Source organism: Paenibacillus sp. GYB004 (assembly GCF_036577605.1).
Lineage (GTDB): Bacteria > Bacillota > Bacilli > Paenibacillales > NBRC-103111 > Paenibacillus_AB > Paenibacillus_AB oceani.
In genome coordinates this window covers 1-18,841 of sequence record NZ_JARBDB010000068.1, presented here as the reverse complement: position 1 = coordinate 18,841, position 18,841 = coordinate 1, and the positions used below count along the sequence as shown (strand labels likewise).

The 18,841-nt window shown below is 51.5% G+C and carries 18 protein-coding genes and 1 tRNA gene; 8 read left to right on the top strand and 11 right to left on the bottom strand.

What is annotated here, in order from left to right; all coding sequences use genetic code 11:
• Positions 1 to 196: 196 nt before the first annotated feature.
• The 6 genes from dnaB to PV433_RS30930 form a co-directional block, all read right to left on the bottom strand.
• The gene (gene dnaB, locus PV433_RS30955; protein ID WP_332075828.1) at positions 197 to 1,537 is read right to left on the bottom strand and encodes a replicative DNA helicase; all 1,341 of its coding nucleotides are present in this window, start codon (positions 1,535 to 1,537) and stop codon (positions 197 to 199) included.
• Positions 1,518 to 1,898: a hypothetical protein gene (locus PV433_RS30950; protein ID WP_332075827.1), complete on the bottom strand. Its 381-nt coding sequence runs from the start codon at positions 1,896 to 1,898 to the stop codon at positions 1,518 to 1,520. Before PV433_RS30950 ends, dnaB begins: the two co-directional genes overlap by 20 nt.
• Positions 1,891 to 2,667, bottom strand: a complete 777-nt coding sequence (locus PV433_RS30945) for a DnaD domain protein (RefSeq protein ID WP_332075826.1) — start codon at positions 2,665 to 2,667, stop codon at positions 1,891 to 1,893. Before PV433_RS30945 ends, PV433_RS30950 begins: the two co-directional genes overlap by 8 nt.
• Positions 2,668 to 2,695: 28 nt before the next feature.
• Positions 2,696 to 4,504, bottom strand: coding sequence for a DNA cytosine methyltransferase (locus tag PV433_RS30940; RefSeq protein ID WP_332075825.1), 1,809 nt, complete (start codon positions 4,502 to 4,504; stop codon positions 2,696 to 2,698).
• Between the two features lie 140 nt (positions 4,505 to 4,644).
• Positions 4,645 to 4,884, bottom strand: a complete 240-nt coding sequence (locus tag PV433_RS30935; RefSeq protein WP_332075824.1) for a hypothetical protein — start codon at positions 4,882 to 4,884, stop codon at positions 4,645 to 4,647.
• 106 nt (positions 4,885 to 4,990) lie between these two features.
• Entirely contained in the window at positions 4,991 to 5,272 is a 282-nt protein-coding gene (locus PV433_RS30930; RefSeq protein WP_332075823.1) for a hypothetical protein, read from the bottom strand.
• 109 nt (positions 5,273 to 5,381) lie between these two features.
• Here PV433_RS30930 and PV433_RS30925 point away from each other — a divergent pair, with 109 nt between their 5' ends.
• Positions 5,382 to 5,549, top strand: coding sequence for a hypothetical protein (locus tag PV433_RS30925; protein ID WP_332075822.1), 168 nt, complete (start codon positions 5,382 to 5,384; stop codon positions 5,547 to 5,549).
• Here PV433_RS30925 and PV433_RS30920 read toward each other — a convergent pair.
• The 4 genes from PV433_RS30920 to PV433_RS30905 form a co-directional block, all read right to left on the bottom strand.
• Positions 5,546 to 5,701, bottom strand: a complete 156-nt coding sequence (locus tag PV433_RS30920) for a hypothetical protein (RefSeq protein ID WP_332075821.1) — start codon at positions 5,699 to 5,701, stop codon at positions 5,546 to 5,548. The genes PV433_RS30925 and PV433_RS30920 overlap by 4 nt on opposite strands.
• A gap of 56 nt (positions 5,702 to 5,757) precedes the next feature.
• Positions 5,758 to 6,117: a VVA0879 family protein gene (locus tag PV433_RS30915; protein WP_332075820.1), complete on the bottom strand. Its 360-nt coding sequence runs from the start codon at positions 6,115 to 6,117 to the stop codon at positions 5,758 to 5,760.
• Positions 6,118 to 6,262: 145 nt separating this feature from the next.
• The gene (locus PV433_RS30910) at positions 6,263 to 6,436 is read right to left on the bottom strand and encodes a hypothetical protein (RefSeq protein WP_332075819.1); all 174 of its coding nucleotides are present in this window, start codon (positions 6,434 to 6,436) and stop codon (positions 6,263 to 6,265) included.
• Positions 6,433 to 6,678 carry a helix-turn-helix transcriptional regulator gene (locus tag PV433_RS30905; RefSeq protein ID WP_332075818.1) on the bottom strand — a complete coding sequence of 82 codons (246 nt, stop codon included), beginning with the start codon at positions 6,676 to 6,678 and terminating at the stop codon, positions 6,433 to 6,435. The genes PV433_RS30910 and PV433_RS30905 overlap by 4 nt, the downstream gene beginning before the upstream one ends.
• Before the next feature lie 181 nt (positions 6,679 to 6,859).
• On the opposite strand from PV433_RS30905, the gene PV433_RS30900 reads away from it, so the two are divergent.
• Complete coding sequence (locus PV433_RS30900; protein WP_332075817.1) at positions 6,860 to 7,558, top strand: helix-turn-helix domain-containing protein; 699 nt, start codon at positions 6,860 to 6,862, stop codon at positions 7,556 to 7,558.
• Positions 7,558 to 9,021 (top strand): recombinase family protein, encoded by a 1,464-nt coding sequence (locus PV433_RS30895; RefSeq protein ID WP_332075816.1) that lies wholly within the window; start codon positions 7,558 to 7,560, stop codon positions 9,019 to 9,021. Before PV433_RS30900 ends, PV433_RS30895 begins: the two co-directional genes overlap by 1 nt.
• A gap of 64 nt (positions 9,022 to 9,085) precedes the next feature.
• Here the strand turns inward: PV433_RS30895 and PV433_RS30890 are convergent.
• Positions 9,086 to 9,157: transfer RNA gene (locus tag PV433_RS30890), tRNA-Thr, on the bottom strand.
• 325 nt (positions 9,158 to 9,482) lie between these two features.
• Between PV433_RS30890 and PV433_RS30885 the strand changes: the two genes are divergently transcribed.
• The 5 genes from PV433_RS30885 (at position 9,483) to PV433_RS30865 (ending at position 17,855) form a co-directional block, all read left to right on the top strand.
• Positions 9,483 to 11,783, top strand: coding sequence for a helix-turn-helix domain-containing protein (locus tag PV433_RS30885; RefSeq protein WP_332075815.1), 2,301 nt, complete (start codon positions 9,483 to 9,485; stop codon positions 11,781 to 11,783).
• Between the two features lie 668 nt (positions 11,784 to 12,451).
• The gene (locus PV433_RS30880) at positions 12,452 to 13,321 is read left to right on the top strand and encodes an ABC transporter permease (protein WP_332075814.1); all 870 of its coding nucleotides are present in this window, start codon (positions 12,452 to 12,454) and stop codon (positions 13,319 to 13,321) included.
• Positions 13,322 to 13,378: 57 nt separating this feature from the next.
• Positions 13,379 to 14,248, top strand: coding sequence for a carbohydrate ABC transporter permease (locus tag PV433_RS30875; protein ID WP_332075813.1), 870 nt, complete (start codon positions 13,379 to 13,381; stop codon positions 14,246 to 14,248).
• 105 nt (positions 14,249 to 14,353) lie between these two features.
• A complete protein-coding gene (locus PV433_RS30870; RefSeq protein ID WP_332075812.1) occupies positions 14,354 to 15,931 on the top strand; it encodes an extracellular solute-binding protein in 1,578 nt (525 codons plus the stop codon).
• A gap of 112 nt (positions 15,932 to 16,043) precedes the next feature.
• Positions 16,044 to 17,855 (top strand): hypothetical protein, encoded by a 1,812-nt coding sequence (locus PV433_RS30865; protein WP_332075811.1) that lies wholly within the window; start codon positions 16,044 to 16,046, stop codon positions 17,853 to 17,855.
• The last annotated feature ends 986 nt before the right edge of the window (positions 17,856 to 18,841 follow it).

The following is an 18,841-nucleotide window of genomic DNA, read 5'->3' as shown; positions in this document are numbered from 1 at the left end:
GGAATACCCCGGTGGTACATAGTGACTTGGATTCACTCTCAATTCTCCGAATTCAGTCTTTATTGTGTCGTGCTTAGCAATTTCTGATGTTGCACAAACAAATATTTTTAACCGATCCGACTTTTTGCCACGCCTGATCATAGGCCGAAGCGCTTCTTCAATTATTCGTACAGCCTTTGGTACAAGCTGCGTTGGATTATTGCTCATGATGTGCCCGATCCAAGGATAGAAACTTGTTGTAATTTTTCAGGAAAGCCAGCTCTACCGTTCCAACAGGCCCATTCCGATGCTTTGAAATAATGATTTCGATGATATTTTTCTTTTCTGATTCTTTGTCGTAGTAATCATCTCGGTATAGGAACGCTACAATGTCGGCGTCCTGTTCGATTGCGCCTGATTCCCGGAGGTCCGACATCATCGGTCGCTTGTCCTGTCGCTGCTCAACCGCCCTGCTTAATTGTGATAGAGCAATCACCGGGACATTCAAATCCCTGGCTAGCTGCTTCAACGTGCGAGAAATTTCGGAAACTTCTTCTTGTCGGTTGTTCGATTTCTTGCGCCCGGCGATCAGTTGCAAATAGTCGATGACGATAAGGCCAAGCCCGCGTTTTTCCTTGAGTCTCCGGCTTTTCGCCGCAATGTCGTATACGGTTTGGACTGGCGTATCATCGATAAAGATGTTTGATCCGCCAAGCACACTGGCCGTCATCGCCAAGTTGTCCCAATCATTGCTTTGCATGTATCCCGTGCGCAAGCGATCGCCCTCTATGTTGCCTTCGGCCGACATCATGCGCTGAACCAGCTGGGGCGCGCTCATTTCCAAGCTGAATATAGCAACCGTTCCCTTTGACCGAACACCAACGTTTTGAGCAATATTAAGGGCAAATGCGGTTTTTCCGACCGATGGACGAGCAGCCACAATAATCAAGTCCGATGGCTGGAAGCCTGCCGTAAATTTATCCAGATCTGGATAGCCAGACGGAGCGCCCGTTACATGACTCCCGAAATTCGCAAACCGATATTCGACCGTCTCGAAAACTTGGATCGTCACGTCTCCAATCGGTTTAAAGTCTTGATGCTTGGTTGCTTGGTCGGTCAAAGCAATCGCGGAAGCTTGCATTTCAGCGATCGCCGCTTGTGGCGATTCTTCTGACCAAGCAAGTTCCATTGCGCGACGGGCTGCCTGGATGGTTTCACGGTGTACATGTTTGTCAATGACAATACCGACATAGTGCTCCAGGTTTGCGGCCGTTGGTACCGATCCAGCCAATTCGCTCAAATAGTTAACTCCACCGATCTGATTAATCTCCTGTTTTTCTTGGAGCCTTGCTGTCGTCGTGACTATATCAATCGGACTTCCCTTGTCGGACAAATCCCGCATGGCCGCGAATATCGAACGGTGACGACCGACGTAGAAATGATCCTCCCCAAGCTGATCAACCGCGCCAAACTTCCCGGTCATCAGGACTGCACCAAGGACGGCCTGCTCAGCTTCGACATTATGCGGAGGGATCCGCTCAGCAGCCTGGTTTTCCATGCGTGACGCTCCTCGCTTTTGCTCTTTGCTCCTCCGTTGGGGCAACTGCGGAAGCTCGCAACTGCTCAAGCTTCTCCAACGTTAAAGCGCCCAGTTGCCGCATATCCTCGTGGTACTGCTCGGATTCTGTTTTTGAGGATAACGGTTTTGCAAGCACTCCGGGATGAGGTGGGAACTTATTATCCGGGTCCAGGCTGTAACGTTTTAAATTCTCAATCGCTTGCTCGACCGGCACGTCGGATAATGTTTCGTGCCAATCCTTTACCATTTCCCTTGCAGCCTCTAGCTCCTGCGGGATCGGAAACATCGAATAGACCCGCTTGATTCGCTTAAACAAATTCGTTATGTCCGCTTTATCCACGCTCTTCCTCCTCCACGATTTGATCCAGTAAATCAAATGTTTTTTGGCTGGCCTGCCTACTGCCGCTATGACTCACGGTATCTGTTATCCCTGAATCGAATCGTGCATCTACTTCCTTGGCCGCTTCAAGCGTCTTCGCCCCAGCCCTGAAATAGTCGTTCAGAATTTTGGTGATGAGGTTAAACCTATAGGCACTTCCTTTATTCGCAAGGGCGGCCCGTTCAATGGACCGCACCACAACTGATTCGTCCATTCCATCCTGGTCGATGTAAACCGCTAGTTTATTCGCTTGGAACTGGTTGCACTCAAATCCATACACCCGGATATGTGCAGCGTAAAAGGATTCGTACTCGTTTCCGCAGGCAGCTGTTGTAGAAGTAGTAGAATGATTTAAATCTTTAAGATCTTTTAATAATGCTGAACCCTCTACACCCTTCGTTACACCCCGGTTTACTTCCCCTTTTACACCCTCTATTACTGTATTATTTCCAGTAAACGAGACCATTTGATATTTTCCAGCTTGTTTTTTCCCTTGGTTCTTGTACTGGAGTCTTCCTTTTTGAACCAGCAAGAGCCGATGCTTAATCAGAGACTTTTCGGAAATCCCCGTCTTTGCCATTAGCGTTAGATTGGTTACTGCAAACCACTCTGGAGAACCACTCTTATTTGCGATCGCCATAAGGTGAAACCACAAAGCTTGTGTGGTTGCGTCCAACGGGTTTGTTTCGAGCCAATCTATGAAGGCGTTTATTTCCGAATTGTAGTCCATCTGTTCCTTCCCCTTTGCGTCTCCTTACTCAAATTGACAATTGCAACTGTCCGACCGTATCGGTGTAACGCTCGAAGCTGAACGCCTTCCCCGACCCGGTGCAGAGATCAGGCAGATTCGCCCTTACCAGTGCTTCGGAAAACGGTGGTGGAACGGCGTTTCCGCATCGGGCTACTTGCGCGCTTTTGCTGTAGCTCTTGCCGTCTGCATCCCGGTTGATGATATAGTTTGCCGGGAAGCCTTGCGCCGCGAATAACTCGTGCGGCTCCAGCATACGCATGCCGATGTCAACGATCTGGTACTCCGTTCCCTCGATCGTAACCAGCCCGAACCGGTCTTTTGTCGTGACCGTATGCAGCGGTCCGTCGAGCGTTTGACCGTTGTCTGCGCTGCCGTAGTATTTAAGCAGAAAGGCTCGAACCTCTCCGACATGCAGTCCGCCGGCTGTGATCGTCGGTATAGGGTCGGTGACCTCCTGACCATCCTGGCAGGTACCGCGCAGCTTGATGAGGTGACTGGCGACAAGTGCGCTCTTTCCGCCACCTCCGGCCGTGATAGTTCCGATCGGCTCATCCATTGGACTGCCAACGGATTCCCCAAAGTGCCGGGCGATGTGCGCCGTGACAAGTTGATTCTGTGTCCCGCGCATGGTGATCGTCGGGAATGGGGTGTCTGCCTCGACGCCTGTCATTCCTCCGTAGTGCTTGGCTATAAACGCCGCTACTAGGGCGTGCTTTCGTCCGCCAGCAACGACCGTTCCGAGAGGCTTTTGCAAACCCGGCGCCCGCGGGCTCTGTCCCGGACCCTCGCCATATCCGATTTCGATTAGTGTAGGGCTGACAAGCAAATGCTCAGCTTTTGTCGTGATCGTTGTCAGTGGATCGGAAACTTTGTATTGCAGGCGGTCACCGCCGAAGCCGGTTTGCCCAATACGGGCGATATACGGGGTTACGACTCCCCAGCCGTTTTTTGCTGTGACAGTCTGCAGCGGCTCATCAGTTGCCTGGCCTCGGAATTGTTCACCGGGATGATTGACCTTGATGATAAATGGATTCGGATTGTCGATCACAAACCGCTGAATCCCCCGGGCGATTCGGCGCATCGTGTTTTCAGCCAATGGCCGCTGCCTCTCGAAAATACTCGGGCAAGGGATTGACCAGTCAATGATTTCTGCAGCCGTCCGCCATTGCTTCCGCTTGCTGGCGAGCACTTCGGGACTGTCCGGCGCTCCATGTGTCGGTTCCGGCCAAACGATAGGACGCCCATCGCAGCGAGCTATCAGAAAGAATCTTTTGCGAATAGTCGGGGCTCCGTAATCACATGCCCTGAGTTCCTTCCAATCGACTCTATACCCAAGACGCTTTAGCGCGTTGACGAATGTTCTGAACGTCCGCCCTTTCTGCTTCGGATCTGGATATCCATCCTTAATTGGTCCCCAGGTAACGAATTCCTCGACGTTTTCCAACATAATAACCCGTGGTTTCACTGTTGCAGCCCATCTGACTGCTACCCACGCTAATCCTCTAATGCTTTTCTCTACTGGTTTTCCGCCTTTGGCCTTGCTAAAGTGCTTACAATCAGGGGAGAACCATGCCAATCCGACTGGACGACCGCCAGTTACTTCACGAGGGTCAACATCCCAAACCGACTCGCAATAGTGCTCTGTTTCCGGGTGATTAGCGCGATGCATGGCGATCGCCGCGTGATCGTGGTTGATCGCGATGTCCACGCTACGACCTGTCGCCATCTCGATTCCGGTACTCGCTCCGCCGCCTCCGGCGAAATTGTCAACTATGATCTCGACCAACGGTTCCCATCCCCCATGTTTAGTAGACATTTCCGTTCCTTTCCATAGAAGGCCACCCTTGCACGCAAAACCGAAATGCGGTACAATATCGCACAAGGGCAATAGCCTCTACATATTAATGGTTCGCCTCCGTGTCCCCGCCAAGGTTAGGAAGGCGAATTTTGCTTTTCTTAAGCATCTCTTTTACCAGTAACCACCCGTTCAAACCGCTCTAGAATACTTTCCCGTTCCACCCGAAGCGCTTCGATCTTCGCTTTCATCGCTTCTCGGGGCTTCGGATTGATCTTTGCTTTCGGATCGCTGAGCTGACGAGCGAGTGACGTATGTTCCTTCATGATTTCAACCAACCGATCCCCGTATTCGGAATTAGCGGCTGCCCATGTGACACGCTGACTAAAAGTCCGTTCCACTGGTTTATCCCTCCTTTACTGTGCAATTGCCGTCAAAAATATCAGTACAAAGGCGAATGTAGGAAATACAATGAAAACCGCTATTACTGTTTCAACCACTTCTTTTTTAGTCATGATCGAATATATTATTTCTGGTTAATCTCGACTTGAGCTTGTCGGCGATCTCTTCGGCCGTTAAAGCGATTGATAGTCCGTCTTGCCTCTTAACCAATTCTTCCTGAACAATCTGCCGGATGCGTTTCTCCTGAAAGGCTGTACGCTTCTTATTCCATTCGTCATACAACTCTTCAAATTTGTTATCAGGTGAAAACATCTCCTGAATCACCCGTATTGCCAGCTCATCAAGCTCCTTGATCGATTTCGCATCCTGAATCTGCTGCTGCTTCAATTGATCGTTATTCAGTTTTGTTTACCTCCCCTAAAGGTTTTCTCTCCTGCCTGTTGAATTGGTTAGTTGTCCAGACTTACCAAATTTGTAACAGGGAGGAGGTGCACGTATGAGTCAGGCAGAGATTACGAAAGACATCGTTGTCGCCGCAATACAAAATGGCCTTTTGCCAAAAATACCAGGAACCATTGGTGAAGAAGCAGCGAAGCAAAATGCAGAAAATATTGCTGAATTCTATAAAACCATTTATAAAACTGTGCTAAATCCACATGATTAACGATCGACCGCTTTAATCAATTCAGCAGTTGCAGTAACTAAGCCCGGCAGAGTGTTTACAGCTTCTGCTGGGTTTCTTTCTTGAATAACTTGATCGATAAGCTGCAATAATTTCGTTATGGTTTCCTCAGCTTTCCCGTTCAAAGACAGCATTGATATTCCCTCCTCTCACTTTATTAACTTCATGTCAGGCGAAAAGTCACCATTCCTCAAGAGATCGCGTCCAGAGCAAAGTCGAATACTTCAACCTCTTTTCCTCCAGGCGTTACCACTATACGCCCTTTCCCGAGTGTTCCGAGGAAACCATACGCTGCCCAATTGCATCCGCTACTGGTTTCATCCACCCGCCCAATACATTCCTGATACGCAGAATTTGCAGCTTGGGAGACTACCTCGTCACCACCACCTTTTACTAACCCGATGAAATCGAAGGCGCTTTGCACGTTACCACAGGACGGACATACAAACTTCCAGTGTCGGGCGCTTTGGCCAAAACGTTCGGCTGCTTCCGCCTGCCACTCCTTCAATGTCTGACGGACCATCTTGGGTTTACTCATCTGCTGCTTCAATTGTTCACCTCCCTTGGTGTCAAAGAGCGTTTTCCCCTACTGCGCTTGCTTTAACATCCTCTTTCTTCTCTCTTTCTCAATCTTGTAAATCAATGCTGCAACGTTCAAAAGCGTCTGTTTAGATGGTTTATTGATCTCCACGACTTTATGCATGGAGATCACCTGCCGCGCACAACGCGGCCTGAATAAGCTCCGCTTTGACCCCGGTTCGCGCCGAAATCTCGCCAACTCGTTCACTCGGTTTGCACGATGATCCATACCAATAACCCGCCAATTGAATGATTTCGTACCCGAGGTTTCTCAACTGTTCACCTTTCACGCTGTCCCCTCCTTGTGTTGTTTATACAACATCTCGGGTAAAAAAAATTTCTCTTGGGTCCATATTTCTCTTGGGTCCTTGTTGAAAAAGTGAGCTACCTTTAGCATAAGCATACCGCTGATAGAGCCTCCACTCTCCATGTGAGCGATGGTTCTGCGCGAAACACCAAGAGCCTTCGCCAATTCTTCTTGGGTAAGATCATATTCACGACTTCGACGAAGATGCTTGACATTATTAATCACCTGTACATTACCTCCTTTCGGTTTTGTTGTGTTGTATATCTCACAACCAGATAATAACACCGCTCATATTGTGTTGTCAACAACATAAAAAAACAATCCATATTGTGTTGTATACTTTACAAAACGTGAATTGTGTTGTACAATTTGAATTGTTAATTAATGAGAAGGTTGGTGTAGGTCATTGAATGGACTGGGTAAGTATCTGGAGCAATTGAGAGTAGAGCGGAAACTATCTTTGAGGGATGCAGCTTCCTTGAGTGGACTTTCTTATACTTATATCCGCGACATTGAACTCGGAACAAATCGGAAAACCAAAAAGGACGTTAATGCATCTCCGCAAACACTCAAAAAGTTGTCCGATGCTTACAAAGTTGATTATTACCAACTTTTAGAGCGAGCTGGCATTGTTGATGAGCCCGCCATTAAAGAAGCGACTTCTAAGATTTCTGAACTGCTTAAAGAGGAAAAAACTCAATACAATACATCGCGTTTCGTCCCACTGATCGGCAATATTTGCGCTGGTGATGGCATCGTTGCAGAAGAGAACATCGAAGAGTACGTTGCCTACCCATTTTACAAGAAGGCTCAACCAGATTTTGCACTTCGCGTTAAAGGTGACTCAATGATTGGCGCGGATATAAAGAATGGTGATATTGTCTTTTTCCGTTCCGCAAATTGGGCTGAAAGAAACGGACAGATAGTTGCAGTGGTCGTTAACGGCGAGGAAGGATCGCTTAAACGAATGTTTTGGGATGCTTCATCCCCTAAAATAAAATTGGCACCAGAAAACGATGTTTACCAAACTAAGGAAGTGCTTCCGAACGAACTACAAGTATGTGGCGTGTACTACGGACATTTCCGGGAACCGGAGGATGAATAATGAAAGCTGCTATCTATATTCGAGTTTCTACACAAGAGCAAGCCCAGGAAGGATTTTCAGTGTCTGCTCAAAAAAACCGTTCTATTTCATACTGTGACTCGCAGGGATGGGAAATATTTGATTTTTACATTGATGAAGGTTTGTCTGCCAAGGATATGGAACGTGATGATCTAAAGCGAATGTTAGATGATGCTAAGAGGCGAAAGTTTGATGTTATTGTAGTATACAAGTTGGATCGTCTAACACGTAGCGTTCTCGACTTGTATAAAATACTTGAAGAATTAGACAAACACCATATTAAATTTAAGTCCGTGACAGAGGTTTATGACACAACCACCGCAACAGGAAGATTGTTCATTACGTTGGTTGCCGCACTTGCACAGTGGGAAAGAGAAAATTTGGCCGAGCGAGTTTACTTCGGAATGGCAGAGATGGCCTCACAAGGAAAACGCCCGGGAGGCACGGTTTGTTATGGATACCGGATTGGGGAAACTAAGAAATTAGAAATCGATGAATCTCAAGCTAGGATAGTCAGAATGATTTTCGACGCTTACGAACGCAACCAAAGCATGAGGGATATACAAAATACAGTCTTAAAGGACATAAAGCCTCCAAAGCTGCATTGGTCCACTACGACAATCAACTACATGCTTAGGAATCCTGTATACACAGGACGGATTAGATGGAATTTGCGTAAGCGAGGTAAAGGAAAAACCAATGCGGCCATGATTATGCCTGGTGAACATCCTCCAATTATTTCTGACGAACAATTTAATCGAGTTCAACGAATACTTGATAAACGTAGAATTCTTCCATCCGCAGCAGCTACCTCGGATTTTATTTTTTCGGGTATATTAACATGCAAAAAATGCGGCTACTCTATGAGTGGGACAAGCCGAAAATACAAAAGCGTTCGAACTAAATATTACGCTTGCGTAAATAGGCAAAAGAATTTTAAGTGTACTCAACCTTATATCAGAGAAGAATTAATGGAAGATGCTCTGGTTGCCTATATACAGAAATATATTGATACATTAGAAAAAGGCGATCTTACTCAACTTGAAAACAATGATGCTTCTGAGGATATTAATGGCGATCTTGAGAAACTCGAAAAGCTACAAAAAGAAGTAATGAAGATACAGGAGCGTAAAAAGAAATTCCAGAACATGTACATTGATGAGTTGATCTCACGGGATGACTACATCAAGCGTAAGGAAGAACTTGATCAAGAGGAACAAGAATTAATTTCCACAATTAACGATATTTCTTTTGAAGACAACGATGGCACTGATGAAGTTGAACTAATTAACGTTCTGGCAAGTATTCAGAATAATTTCTCGACTTATACTACAGACGAAAAAAAGACTATATGCCAAGAATATTTCAAAAAGATTGTTGTAGATGAAATTGGAAAAGGCGTAAATGGAACTCCGATCCTCGAACTACACCCCGAATATAATTGATCACTTCCCTAAAATAAAAACGCACCCCTTCGAAGCGAAAAGGCGCGTTGACAACGAGATATGATGCTGATGAAGGGAATTGAACCCCCGACCTACGCATTACGAGTGCGTTGCTCTACCCCTGAGCTACATCAGCGTATTTAGTGATACACGGTCTACCAGCTGAGCTACATCAGCGCATCGGATATGAATCACACTTAATCTATAATACTCATTTTCAGAAGAAAGTCAACACGAAATTTCACGTACAGAAACATCCCGCAGGGCGCCCCCTATTATTCCCAACCCACCCAAAATTCAAGCTACCGCAAGGCGTCACCGGCCAGTCCGATCCGGCAATAACTCCGCTAACGCATTGGAACCCAGGACGAAATCGTGTATGATTACTTTAGAAGCGCTTACATGTTTCCTGCAAAAACAGGACGAAACGCTTCATCCACATCGTAGACGGAGGTTGTGCCATGATCAGGCGGTTCCGCTTGTTCCGCAGTCTTCCTTTCCAAAAGAAACTGCTTCTCTCCTCGCTGCTTTTAAGCGTACTGCCTGTGCTGCTGCTTGGCAGCGCCGCTTCTTATTTTGCCGCCTCCAGTATTCAAGATGAAGTCAATGCAAAGCATGCGTCGACGCTGCGGCAGCTGGAGAGCCAGGTGGACTCGCTGCTGAAGCGGCTCGATTACATGTCGATCCAGATCGCCGGAGATTTGACGATCGAGAAATCGGCCCGTCTCGGCATCTCGATGGACGACCGGGTGACGCTCGAGACGACGCTGGATATGGTCGAGACGTTTCGCAAATACCGCAGCTTATCGGATCTGCCCTTCCATTCCTACTTGGTGTACAACCATTTCGATATCGTATACTCGAGCAGGGACGGACTTCAGAACACCTACCAGTTTCCTTATTACGACGCGTTGCGGCAGTATGTGCCCAAGTTTACCGGCTCGTTGTTCCTCCCTTCGAACACGTATCCGAATCAAAGGGATTTTCTGATCGTCCGTCCGGTCGGAAGCTCGTCCACAGTAGACGGCGTCCTCTTTTTGCAGGTGGAGCCGGAGCGCCTTTTCGAGCTGCTGCAATCGGTGGAAATCAGCGGCGACAGCCAGCTGCTTGCGGTAGACAGCACCGGGCGCATCGTGCTAAGCCAGAAACCGATGGAGGTCGGAACGGCGCTTCCGACTCCGTTCGCGAAGCGGCTGACGCAAACCGTCCAGCCTTCCCCAACCGATACGGTCGCCTACGGGGACGAGTTATATCACGTATCCGTTCACCGGTCCGGCTATAACGACTGGACGTACGTCATCATCGCTCCCCAGGGCGGGCTGACCGCCAAGGCGGACCTGATCAAGCAAGTCACTTGGCTGATGGCCGGCTGTCTGGCTCTCGTATGGGGTCTGATCGCCCTGTTCGCTTCCAAGCGGCTCTATTATCCGATCCGCGCCCTGCTGATGAAGCTGCCTCAGCGGACGAAGCCGTCCCAGGACGAGCTGCAGCAAATCGACGCCTTTATGCAGCAAATGATGGATACGAATCGCAGGCTGGACTACGAGCTTCGCGAACAGATTCCCCAGCTCAAGGAAAATACGCTGCTTAAGCTGCTGCACGGAGAGCTGAACGACGCCGAGTTCGCGCTCAAAACCGAAGAGTATGCCTTGCCCCTTCGCGGGCGCTCATTTGCGGTATGCGTCTTTGAAGTAGACGCCTTTATGGAATTCAGGACCAGCTATATGGGCAAAGACCGCTCGCTCATGATGTACGCCCTGACGAAGCTGGTCGACGAGATGGCGGCTCCTTTATTCCCCGCCGTATGCGTCTCCCCTTCCTTCGGTCAGGTGGCGCTGATCGCCGGCACGGACGACCCTGCCGCTCTGGGAAGCGATATCGAAGACCTGTGCGGACGCGTCCGGATCAAGGCGAAGGAGCTGTTCCGGTTCACGCTGACCGCCGGCGTCAGCCGGGTCCGGCCCGAGGTCCGCAGCATTCATGAAAGCTATATGGAGGCGGTCGAGCTGCTCAGCTTCCGGCTGCTGCTCGGTCACGATCTGACGATCAGCCAGCGTGCCGTCGAGCCGATGGACACGGTCAAGCAGTCGGCCCGCAATTTGATCATGCGCCAGAAAGCGATCGTCAAGCGGATTTCTGAAGGAAATATAGCAGAGGCCGTAACCGAATTCGAAGATATGGTGCGGGAGATTCCGCGGCAGTTGACCGGGTTTAAGCCGGTCACCGGTATTTTTACGAACCTGATCGGCGAGATCGACCACTTGCTGAGTCAGCTCGGGTACGAACTGCATCAGCTGTTCCCGGACAATGTGTACGCCAAAGTGAACGAAGCGGAGACGCTCGACCAGTTGAAGGATTGGTTTGTCGATTGCTTCTTCCCGGCGTTCCGCCATCATTTCGAGCGGCTTACCGTCCCGAACCAGACCAAAATCGCCCAGCAGGTTGCGGAATACGTCCAGAACGGGGCTGAAGGAGAACTATCGCTGCAGGAGGCGGCGGACCGGTTCGGCTTATCGCCCTCTCAGCTTAGCCGGATGTTCAAGGAAGAGATGCGGGTCAACTTCATCGATTACGTCATCGAGATGCGGATGTCCCGGGCGAAGGAATGGCTGGTCCACTCGGACATGCCGATCAAGCAGATCGCCGACCGTCTTCAATACACGACGACGCAAAATTTTTCCCGCGCCTTCAAGCAAACGACGGGCATGTCCCCCGGACAATACCGGGAATCGGTCCGGCACCAGCAAGGGGGTTCGGCCTAAATACCAACAACAGTCGGGCGGCGGGAGACGTTACGCTGGATCAGCTACAAGCAGATAGACGGGACCTTGCATCGCCCGGACGACATCCAGGAATACACCGCGCTTGACCCAAGCCCGCACTTATACGCAATCCGGAAGCTTTCCAACTCCTGTTTGCAGGGGGGCCGAAAGCTTCCTTTCACGTTTCCGGCATGTTGCTTGTTCTACTAGTTGCTCCGGCTCCCGATCCGCTTTGAACCCGCCTGCCCAAGCTGCAAGACATCTGTTCCGACATTGCATCCTCCCGCGCAGACTTTTATGCCCTGATGATCTTGTTCCATTCCGGACAAGACCGCCTGCCCGCCCGCTGATCGTCATCCCCCATCCATCTCTCCCTCTCACCGCTCCAAAACCGCGTCATTACAAGCTTTCCCGGCATTATTCGGACATGTTTCAAATTTTGCATACCGGTATCCTTGTTTGCGGAGCCGCTTGAAAAAATAGATCGTTTACACGCCGCATCCGTTTTTTCTATGATGACCTCATACAACCGACAAGAAACTACGGTCGTACCGGAAAGGGGGATAACCTACATTATGAGAACGGTTTCAAATCAATCAGCCGCACAAGTCCCTGTTACGTCCGGCTCCAAATGGAACCTGATACGGCGGAAACTATGGAGAAGCCGTATGATGTATTTGTTTGTTCTGCCGGGCACGCTGTACTTTCTGATTTATAAGTACGTGCCTCTGCTCGGCTCGGTTATTGCATTCCAGGAATACAGTCCGTTCCAGGGGTTTCTGCACAGCGATTGGGTCGGCCTTGCCCATTTCCGGAAAATTTTCGACAATCCCGAAGTGGTGCAGGTGCTGATCAATACGATCACATTATCGTTTCTGCAAATCGCCGTCGCCTTCCCCGTTCCGATCGTGCTGGCCCTTATGCTGAACGAGACGCGGCACGAATGGTTCAAGCGGCTGATCCAGTCGCTCGTCTACTTGCCTCACTTCCTGTCCTGGGTCGTCGTGGTCGGGCTCGTGACGATTTTCCTGCGCAGCGACGGCGTTGTAAACGGTCTTCTGGAGCATGTGTTCGGGATCGAACCGATCCTGTTTCTGCAGCAGCCCTACCTCTTTAAGCCGCTTATCGTGCTGGAGGTTATATGGAAGGAAGCCGGATGGGGCACGATCGTGTTCCTGGCCGCGCTGGCCGGGGTGAATCCGGAGCTGTACGAAGCGGCGATCGTTGACGGGGCGAACCGGTGGCGGCGCATCTGGCATATTACGCTTCCCGGTATCCGCAGCACAATCGTGATTTTGCTTATTTTGCGGCTCGGTACGGTGCTGGACAACGGGTTCGAGCAAATTTTCCTCATGCTGAATCCGTACGTACAGGAGGTCGGCAACGTGCTCGATACTTATGTGTACTATAAAGGTATTTTGCAATCCGACTTCAGCTTCGCTACCGCGGTAGGGCTGTTCAAGTCCGTCGTCGGACTCGTCCTGGTCGTGGCGGCCAACAAGCTGGCCAAGAAGTTTGGCGAGGAAGGCATCTACTAGTTTCAAAAGCCTCCCTATAGGGGGACTACCATCACCACGAAGGAGGTGCAGCACGTTATGCAGCACCGGACTTGGCTCGGCCGGGCGGCCGACTGGGTGAACATCCTGGCATTGACTTTAATCGCGGCAGCCATGATCGTCCCGTTTCTGTACATTTTCTCGGTGTCGTTCTCCTCGATGGAGGAATATTTGCGCAAAGACTTTATTTTATGGCCGGACCGCTGGGTGACAGATGCTTATCAATACATTCTCGCCAACGACAAATTCGTCAAATCCGTTCTCATCACGATCTGGATTACCGTACTGGGCACGACGCTGAACCTGGTCTTTACGTCGACGATGGCTTATGCGCTGTCCAAACCGTTTTTCGGACAAAGAATGTTCCTGTTCCTGGTGCTGTTCACCTTCCTGTTCAGTGCGGGCATCATTCCGACCTATCTGGTCGTCAAGGAAACCGGCTTGCTGAACTCCATCTGGTCGCTGATCATTCCCGTCCTCATCAGCCCGTGGAATCTGATCGTGTTCAGCCAATTTTTCAAAAGCATACCCGAGGAGCTGAACGAAGCCGCGCTGATCGACGGGGCCGGGGAATTCACCGTTTTCTGGCGCATCATCATCCCGCTGTCGAAGCCCGCGCTCGCCACATTCGGCCTGTTCTACGCCGTGATGCACTGGAACTCATATTTTACCGGCATCCTGTACTTGAGCAATCCGAACTTATGGCCGATCCAGATGCTGCTGCGCCAGATCGTTGTTGTCAACGACACGAGCTCGCTGATGACCGAACAGGTGCTGACCGACCCGCCTCCTGCGGAAACGATCCAGATGGCTGCGATTTTGCTCGCCACCCTGCCGATTCTGATCGTATATCCGTTTCTGCAAAAGCATTTCGCCAAGGGGGTGATGATTGGTTCAGTCAAAGGATGATCGGACTTTGAAGTGACAGACCGGGGGGCAACCAGGAACAGCTGAACCGTATCGGTCACGAACGTGAACGCATCGCATGTTTACAAATCTATGGAGGTGTCGCAAGTGAAAGGAAAAAAACTTGTCAGCCTGATGACCGTCTCCCTGCTCAGCATAGCCGTAGCCGCTTGCTCCGGCGGCGGCAAACCCGCAGCCGACCCGAAACCGGGAGATGCGAACGCACCTAAAACGGCCAAGATGCACGATATCAGCTTCCTCAACTTTGCCTACACCATCTTCCCCGACCCGAACGGCAAAGGCGTCGAAGCGATCAAGCAGAAATTTAACGCGAACATTAAAGCCCAGTTCGTGCTCCAGTCCGACTACAAAGAAAAGCTGAACGTCATTATGGCTTCCGGCGATATGCCGGACGTCGTAGCAGTGAAGGACCTCGATTCCAACTATTACAAATGGGCGAAGCAGGGCGCTTTCCTGCCGCTCGACGACTATATCGACAAATACGCGACGTTTAAAGGCGTCCCGAAAACGATCTACGACCAGTTCCGCGTCAACGGCAAAATATACAGCATCCCGATGTACGCGCCGACGTATACGTTCTCGGGGACGATCCGTCAAGACTGGCTCGATAACCTTGGCCTGAAAATGCCGACCAATTACAAGGAGCTGCTCGACGTCGCCATCGCCTTTACGAAAAACGACCCGGACAAAAACGGCAAAAACGATACGTATGGCTTCGCCCTCGGCCAGGACATCTCGCCGACGCATGCAATGGGCGCTTACTGGTCGCCGGCTTGGTATCATAAAGACAAGGACAGCAACTATATCCCCGGCTTGATCGGTCCGGGACGCAAAGAAGTGATCGAGACGCTCGCCGCCGCTTACAAAGAAGGCGCGGTAACGAAAGACTTCGCGGTGCTCAACTGGGCGCAGACGAACAAGGAATTCTACTCGGGCAAAGCGGGCATTTTCATCGGCACGCCTACCGGGATGGTCGAAGAATATTATACCGGCCTGCTGAAGGTGAACCCGACGGCCAAAGTAGCCCCGATCCCGTTCTTCAAAGCGCCTGACGGCTCGCAGGGCAATCCGAAGGCGAGAGGCTTCTTCGGACTGACGACGCTGTCCGCCAAGCTGAAGGACGATCCGGACAAAATCAACAAAATTTTGGAAATTCTCGATTACGGCCGTCAATTTATCCCGGTTGCCGAGCGGACTCCGCAAAACCAGCAGTTTGACTGGATCATGGGCGGCAACGGCATCGGCTACGACATGGTTGACGGCAAACCGGCTCCGAAAGCCGGACAGGAAGCGAACACGCCGATCCAGTATATGCTCCAGCGCCACGAGTTCTGGAAGCCTTGGTCGCCGAACGATGAAGCGAATCAATACTCGATCGCCTCCTACAGCACGAAGGAAATGCAATCGTTCATCGCTACGATCGAGCAAATGGAGAAAACGTACAACAAAACGCCTTACGACGACCCGTCTTATCTCGTTTATTCCGAGACGCAGGCGTCCAAAGGAACGGAGCTGGACAAATATTTGCTCGGCGAACAAACGAAGATGATCTCCGGCCAGCGCCCGATCGCCGATTGGGACAAAGTGACCGAGGAATGGAAAGGCCGCGGAGGCTCGCAGCTGATGAAGGAAATCAACGACGGCATCAAAGCGGTTAAAAAATAAATCCTAACAGCTAGGGCAGCCATCCGTACGGCGCCGCCGGGCTCAACCAGGCCGGGCGGCGTCCTTTCGGCCGTTATGACTGCCCCTGCGCTCAGGGAGGAGTGCTGCGAAGATGGAACGCCCTACCGAATCCGACGAAATAGTAACGCTGACCCGAATGCGTGAGATGCTGCAGCAGTACGTGCCGGTCATCCGGCGCTGGACGACCCCGGACGGCAGACTGCCCGACCCGTTCGAGACCGTATACAGCGAAAATTACGCGCCTGCCAACGCCGCTGCGGTGCTCGCCTCCGTATGCAGCACCCGATCTTCTCAGGAAACTTCGGACTCGCTCAGCATAATGCTGGAGCGGACCATGCAGCTGCTGGGCGACAAGCAAGGGGTTAACCCGTTTTGCCGCGTCTTTTTGTACCATTACGGTCTGATGGCGCTCCTGCTCGCACCAGAAGCCGATCGCTCCAGGCTGATTGGCCGGTTCGGACCGGATCTGGCAGCTTACGAGGACGACTGTGCCGTCGTGAACACGAATTGCGCCGCGCTTCAATGGGCGATGGAGCTGTTCACCGGGGCTCTCGGCCTGCGTGCCGTCGATCATGCGCTCCTCTCCCACCGGCTGAAGTTCATCGCGAACGCGCAGCTGGAATCGGGCTTTATCAACGACGAGGTCAACGAAACGCACAGCCATGACGGCATGCCGATCGCTTACCATGCGTTTACGCTGTTCCTGCTTACCGGCGCGATAGCCGTAATCGAGCGTTGGCCGGACGAGTGGCTTGTATCCCACCGTGAAGCGGAATCGATCATCCGCCGCGGAATGGATTGGCTTCGTCATGCGATCACGCCGGACGGCTCGTTCGCCATGGTCGAGCGCAGCAGCTACCAGACGTTTACCTGGGGCGCGCTCGTCGCCCTGCTCGCTTATTGTTCCGGCGAATCCGGAAACGAATACGGCGCGGCCGCCCGGGACGCCTTCCGCAGCTGGCTGCCGTACGCCCATGAGGACGGCACCTACGGCAGCACCCCGAACGTCCTGCCGCATTCGCTGCGGGTCGGCTACGAGTCGTACACTCACCTCAACATGTACAATCTGCTCGGTTTGACCGGCATTGCCGTTGCGGTTCGGCTGCTGGAGCGGGGCGTTCGGCTGCCGGCCGGAGACAATCCCGCAGCAACCGGGGATTCGCACGGGCATGAGGGGCATGAAGACGAGGCAGTAGTCCTGGCAGGCTTGCAGGCCGGCGCCGAATCGTTCGTCGACAAGCATAGCGGATACGCTTTTTATAGGGGCGGACCCGGCAGCGCGAACTTCTTCGGCTGTACGCTCCGGATGCATAACCGCAAGTACGCGCCGGCGATGCAAGGGTTCCACTTCCGTCTGGCCGGACAGCGGCTTCCGCTTGCCGAGCCGCGTCTGCCCGAGTATCAAGAGGTGAGCGATCGGACGCTCCGGGACGGCGTGTGGGAAGGATTCGCCGTGACGGACGATAACGGCGTCCTGCATATCCCCGCGATTACGGGCAACGTCGAAGTCCGTCCGTCAGACAACGGGTTTACGATGACGCTGGAGACGGGACTGCTCCGCTGCGAAAAGACGATCGCCATCTCCGATTCCGGCATCGAATGGAGCTATGCCCTGACAGCGCTTCAGCCGCTCCGTTCGTGCCAGCATGTCGTCCCTCTCCTCGTTCACGATGGACGGAACGCCCTGGAGATCGCTTCCCAGGGCGGCGGACTGCGGCTTCGCTTTGCCGGCCGGATGTACCTGCTCGAATGCCCCGAAGCGGTCTCGCTGGACATGAACCTGTATCGTTCCCTGCTGTCCGTCAGCGGAGTATCCGCCCAGGCGCGCGCCGTCGTGGCCGGCCCCCTGCAAGCGGGAGACACGGTGCGGTGGACGACATCCCTGCGTCCCGTCACCTCATAAGCCCGCCGCTCGATCTCAGCCGGCTTCCGGCCCGATGCACCTTCGAATTCCGCGAGGAATTCGAAGGTTTTTCATTGGGAACAATCTATTCAAAAAATTGGACCCTATGTATAATGAAAGAAGAGGAAACTTCAATTTTTTACATAATGGAATGTTGCCGATAACTCTCCTCCTTCAAACGTTAGGCGAGTATACGTTTTTAACGAAGCTGAACCTCTCGGCACGCAAGACAACCTACCTCTGGCGCAAGGGGTATCATGGTGGGAATGGTTTCGTTTCAACGCCTGCCTCCTATCGTGCCAGCAAGTGTCGCAGCCGTTCATCGTGGGAGCTCGACCTGATGCGCCCGCTTATAGGGACAGGGATCGTATAAGTGTGCGCATAAGAGCGGTTTGTACCCTTTATTTTGTCCGAAAACCCGCTTGGACACGGAATAAGAGCGGTTTGAGGCTGCTAAAATCGGCGAAAAGTGCACACTCCATCAGTTGGATGAAATAAGAAGTGCAAACCGCCTTTATTTACCTCAAACATCCCAAAACGCCGAAAATAGAGGATGGCGGAGACTCTTATTTGCAGGTGATGCCTGCCCCGGAAGGTTTTAGGTTAGACTTCAAACTTTAAACTTACTTCAAGCTTTAAACTAACTGCAAGTCTTAAACTTCAATCTTCAAAACTTCACACCCGCTTTCGGTCTCCATCCAGAGCTCGAACCTCATCACTCGAATTCCACTCCAGACTCAGACTCAATCACCTATAGTTGAGACTGCGCGCTTCGAAGAACCTTTTCGCCGGCGGACGGATGGAACGCCGTCGCTCTCTCGCCTGACTCACGCAGCAATCGAACCTGCACGAAACCTAATCGTTTGAACCTCTCATGACTAAAGTCACGAGATTCTTGGGTAGTCCCTTCTAACGAAGAGAAGTTCACCAAGCTAACCCTGTCGTTCCGACAGTTCGTGTAAGGATTACACAGCAAGAAGTCTTTT

Bases quoted from the DNA above. Each gene is read 5' to 3' on its own strand.
- PV433_RS30875 (WP_332075813.1), top strand. From the start codon at position 13,379: ATGCAGCACCGGACTTGGCTCGGCCGGGCGGCCGACTGGGTGAACATC.
- PV433_RS30885 (WP_332075815.1), top strand. From the start codon at position 9,483: ATGATCAGGCGGTTCCGCTTGTTCCGCAGTCTTCCTTTCCAAAAGAAA.
- PV433_RS30940 (WP_332075825.1), bottom strand. From the start codon at position 4,504: ATGTCTACTAAACATGGGGGATGGGAACCGTTGGTCGAGATCATAGTT.
- PV433_RS30895 (WP_332075816.1), top strand. From the start codon at position 7,558: ATGAAAGCTGCTATCTATATTCGAGTTTCTACACAAGAGCAAGCCCAG.
- PV433_RS30865 (WP_332075811.1), top strand. From the start codon at position 16,044: ATGGAACGCCCTACCGAATCCGACGAAATAGTAACGCTGACCCGAATG.
- PV433_RS30945 (WP_332075826.1), bottom strand. From the start codon at position 2,667: ATGGACTACAATTCGGAAATAAACGCCTTCATAGATTGGCTCGAAACA.
- PV433_RS30880 (WP_332075814.1), top strand. From the start codon at position 12,452: ATGATGTATTTGTTTGTTCTGCCGGGCACGCTGTACTTTCTGATTTAT.
- PV433_RS30920 (WP_332075821.1), bottom strand. From the start codon at position 5,701: ATGCTGTCTTTGAACGGGAAAGCTGAGGAAACCATAACGAAATTATTG.
- PV433_RS30925 (WP_332075822.1), top strand. From the start codon at position 5,382: ATGAGTCAGGCAGAGATTACGAAAGACATCGTTGTCGCCGCAATACAA.
- dnaB (WP_332075828.1), bottom strand. From the start codon at position 1,537: ATGGAAAACCAGGCTGCTGAGCGGATCCCTCCGCATAATGTCGAAGCT.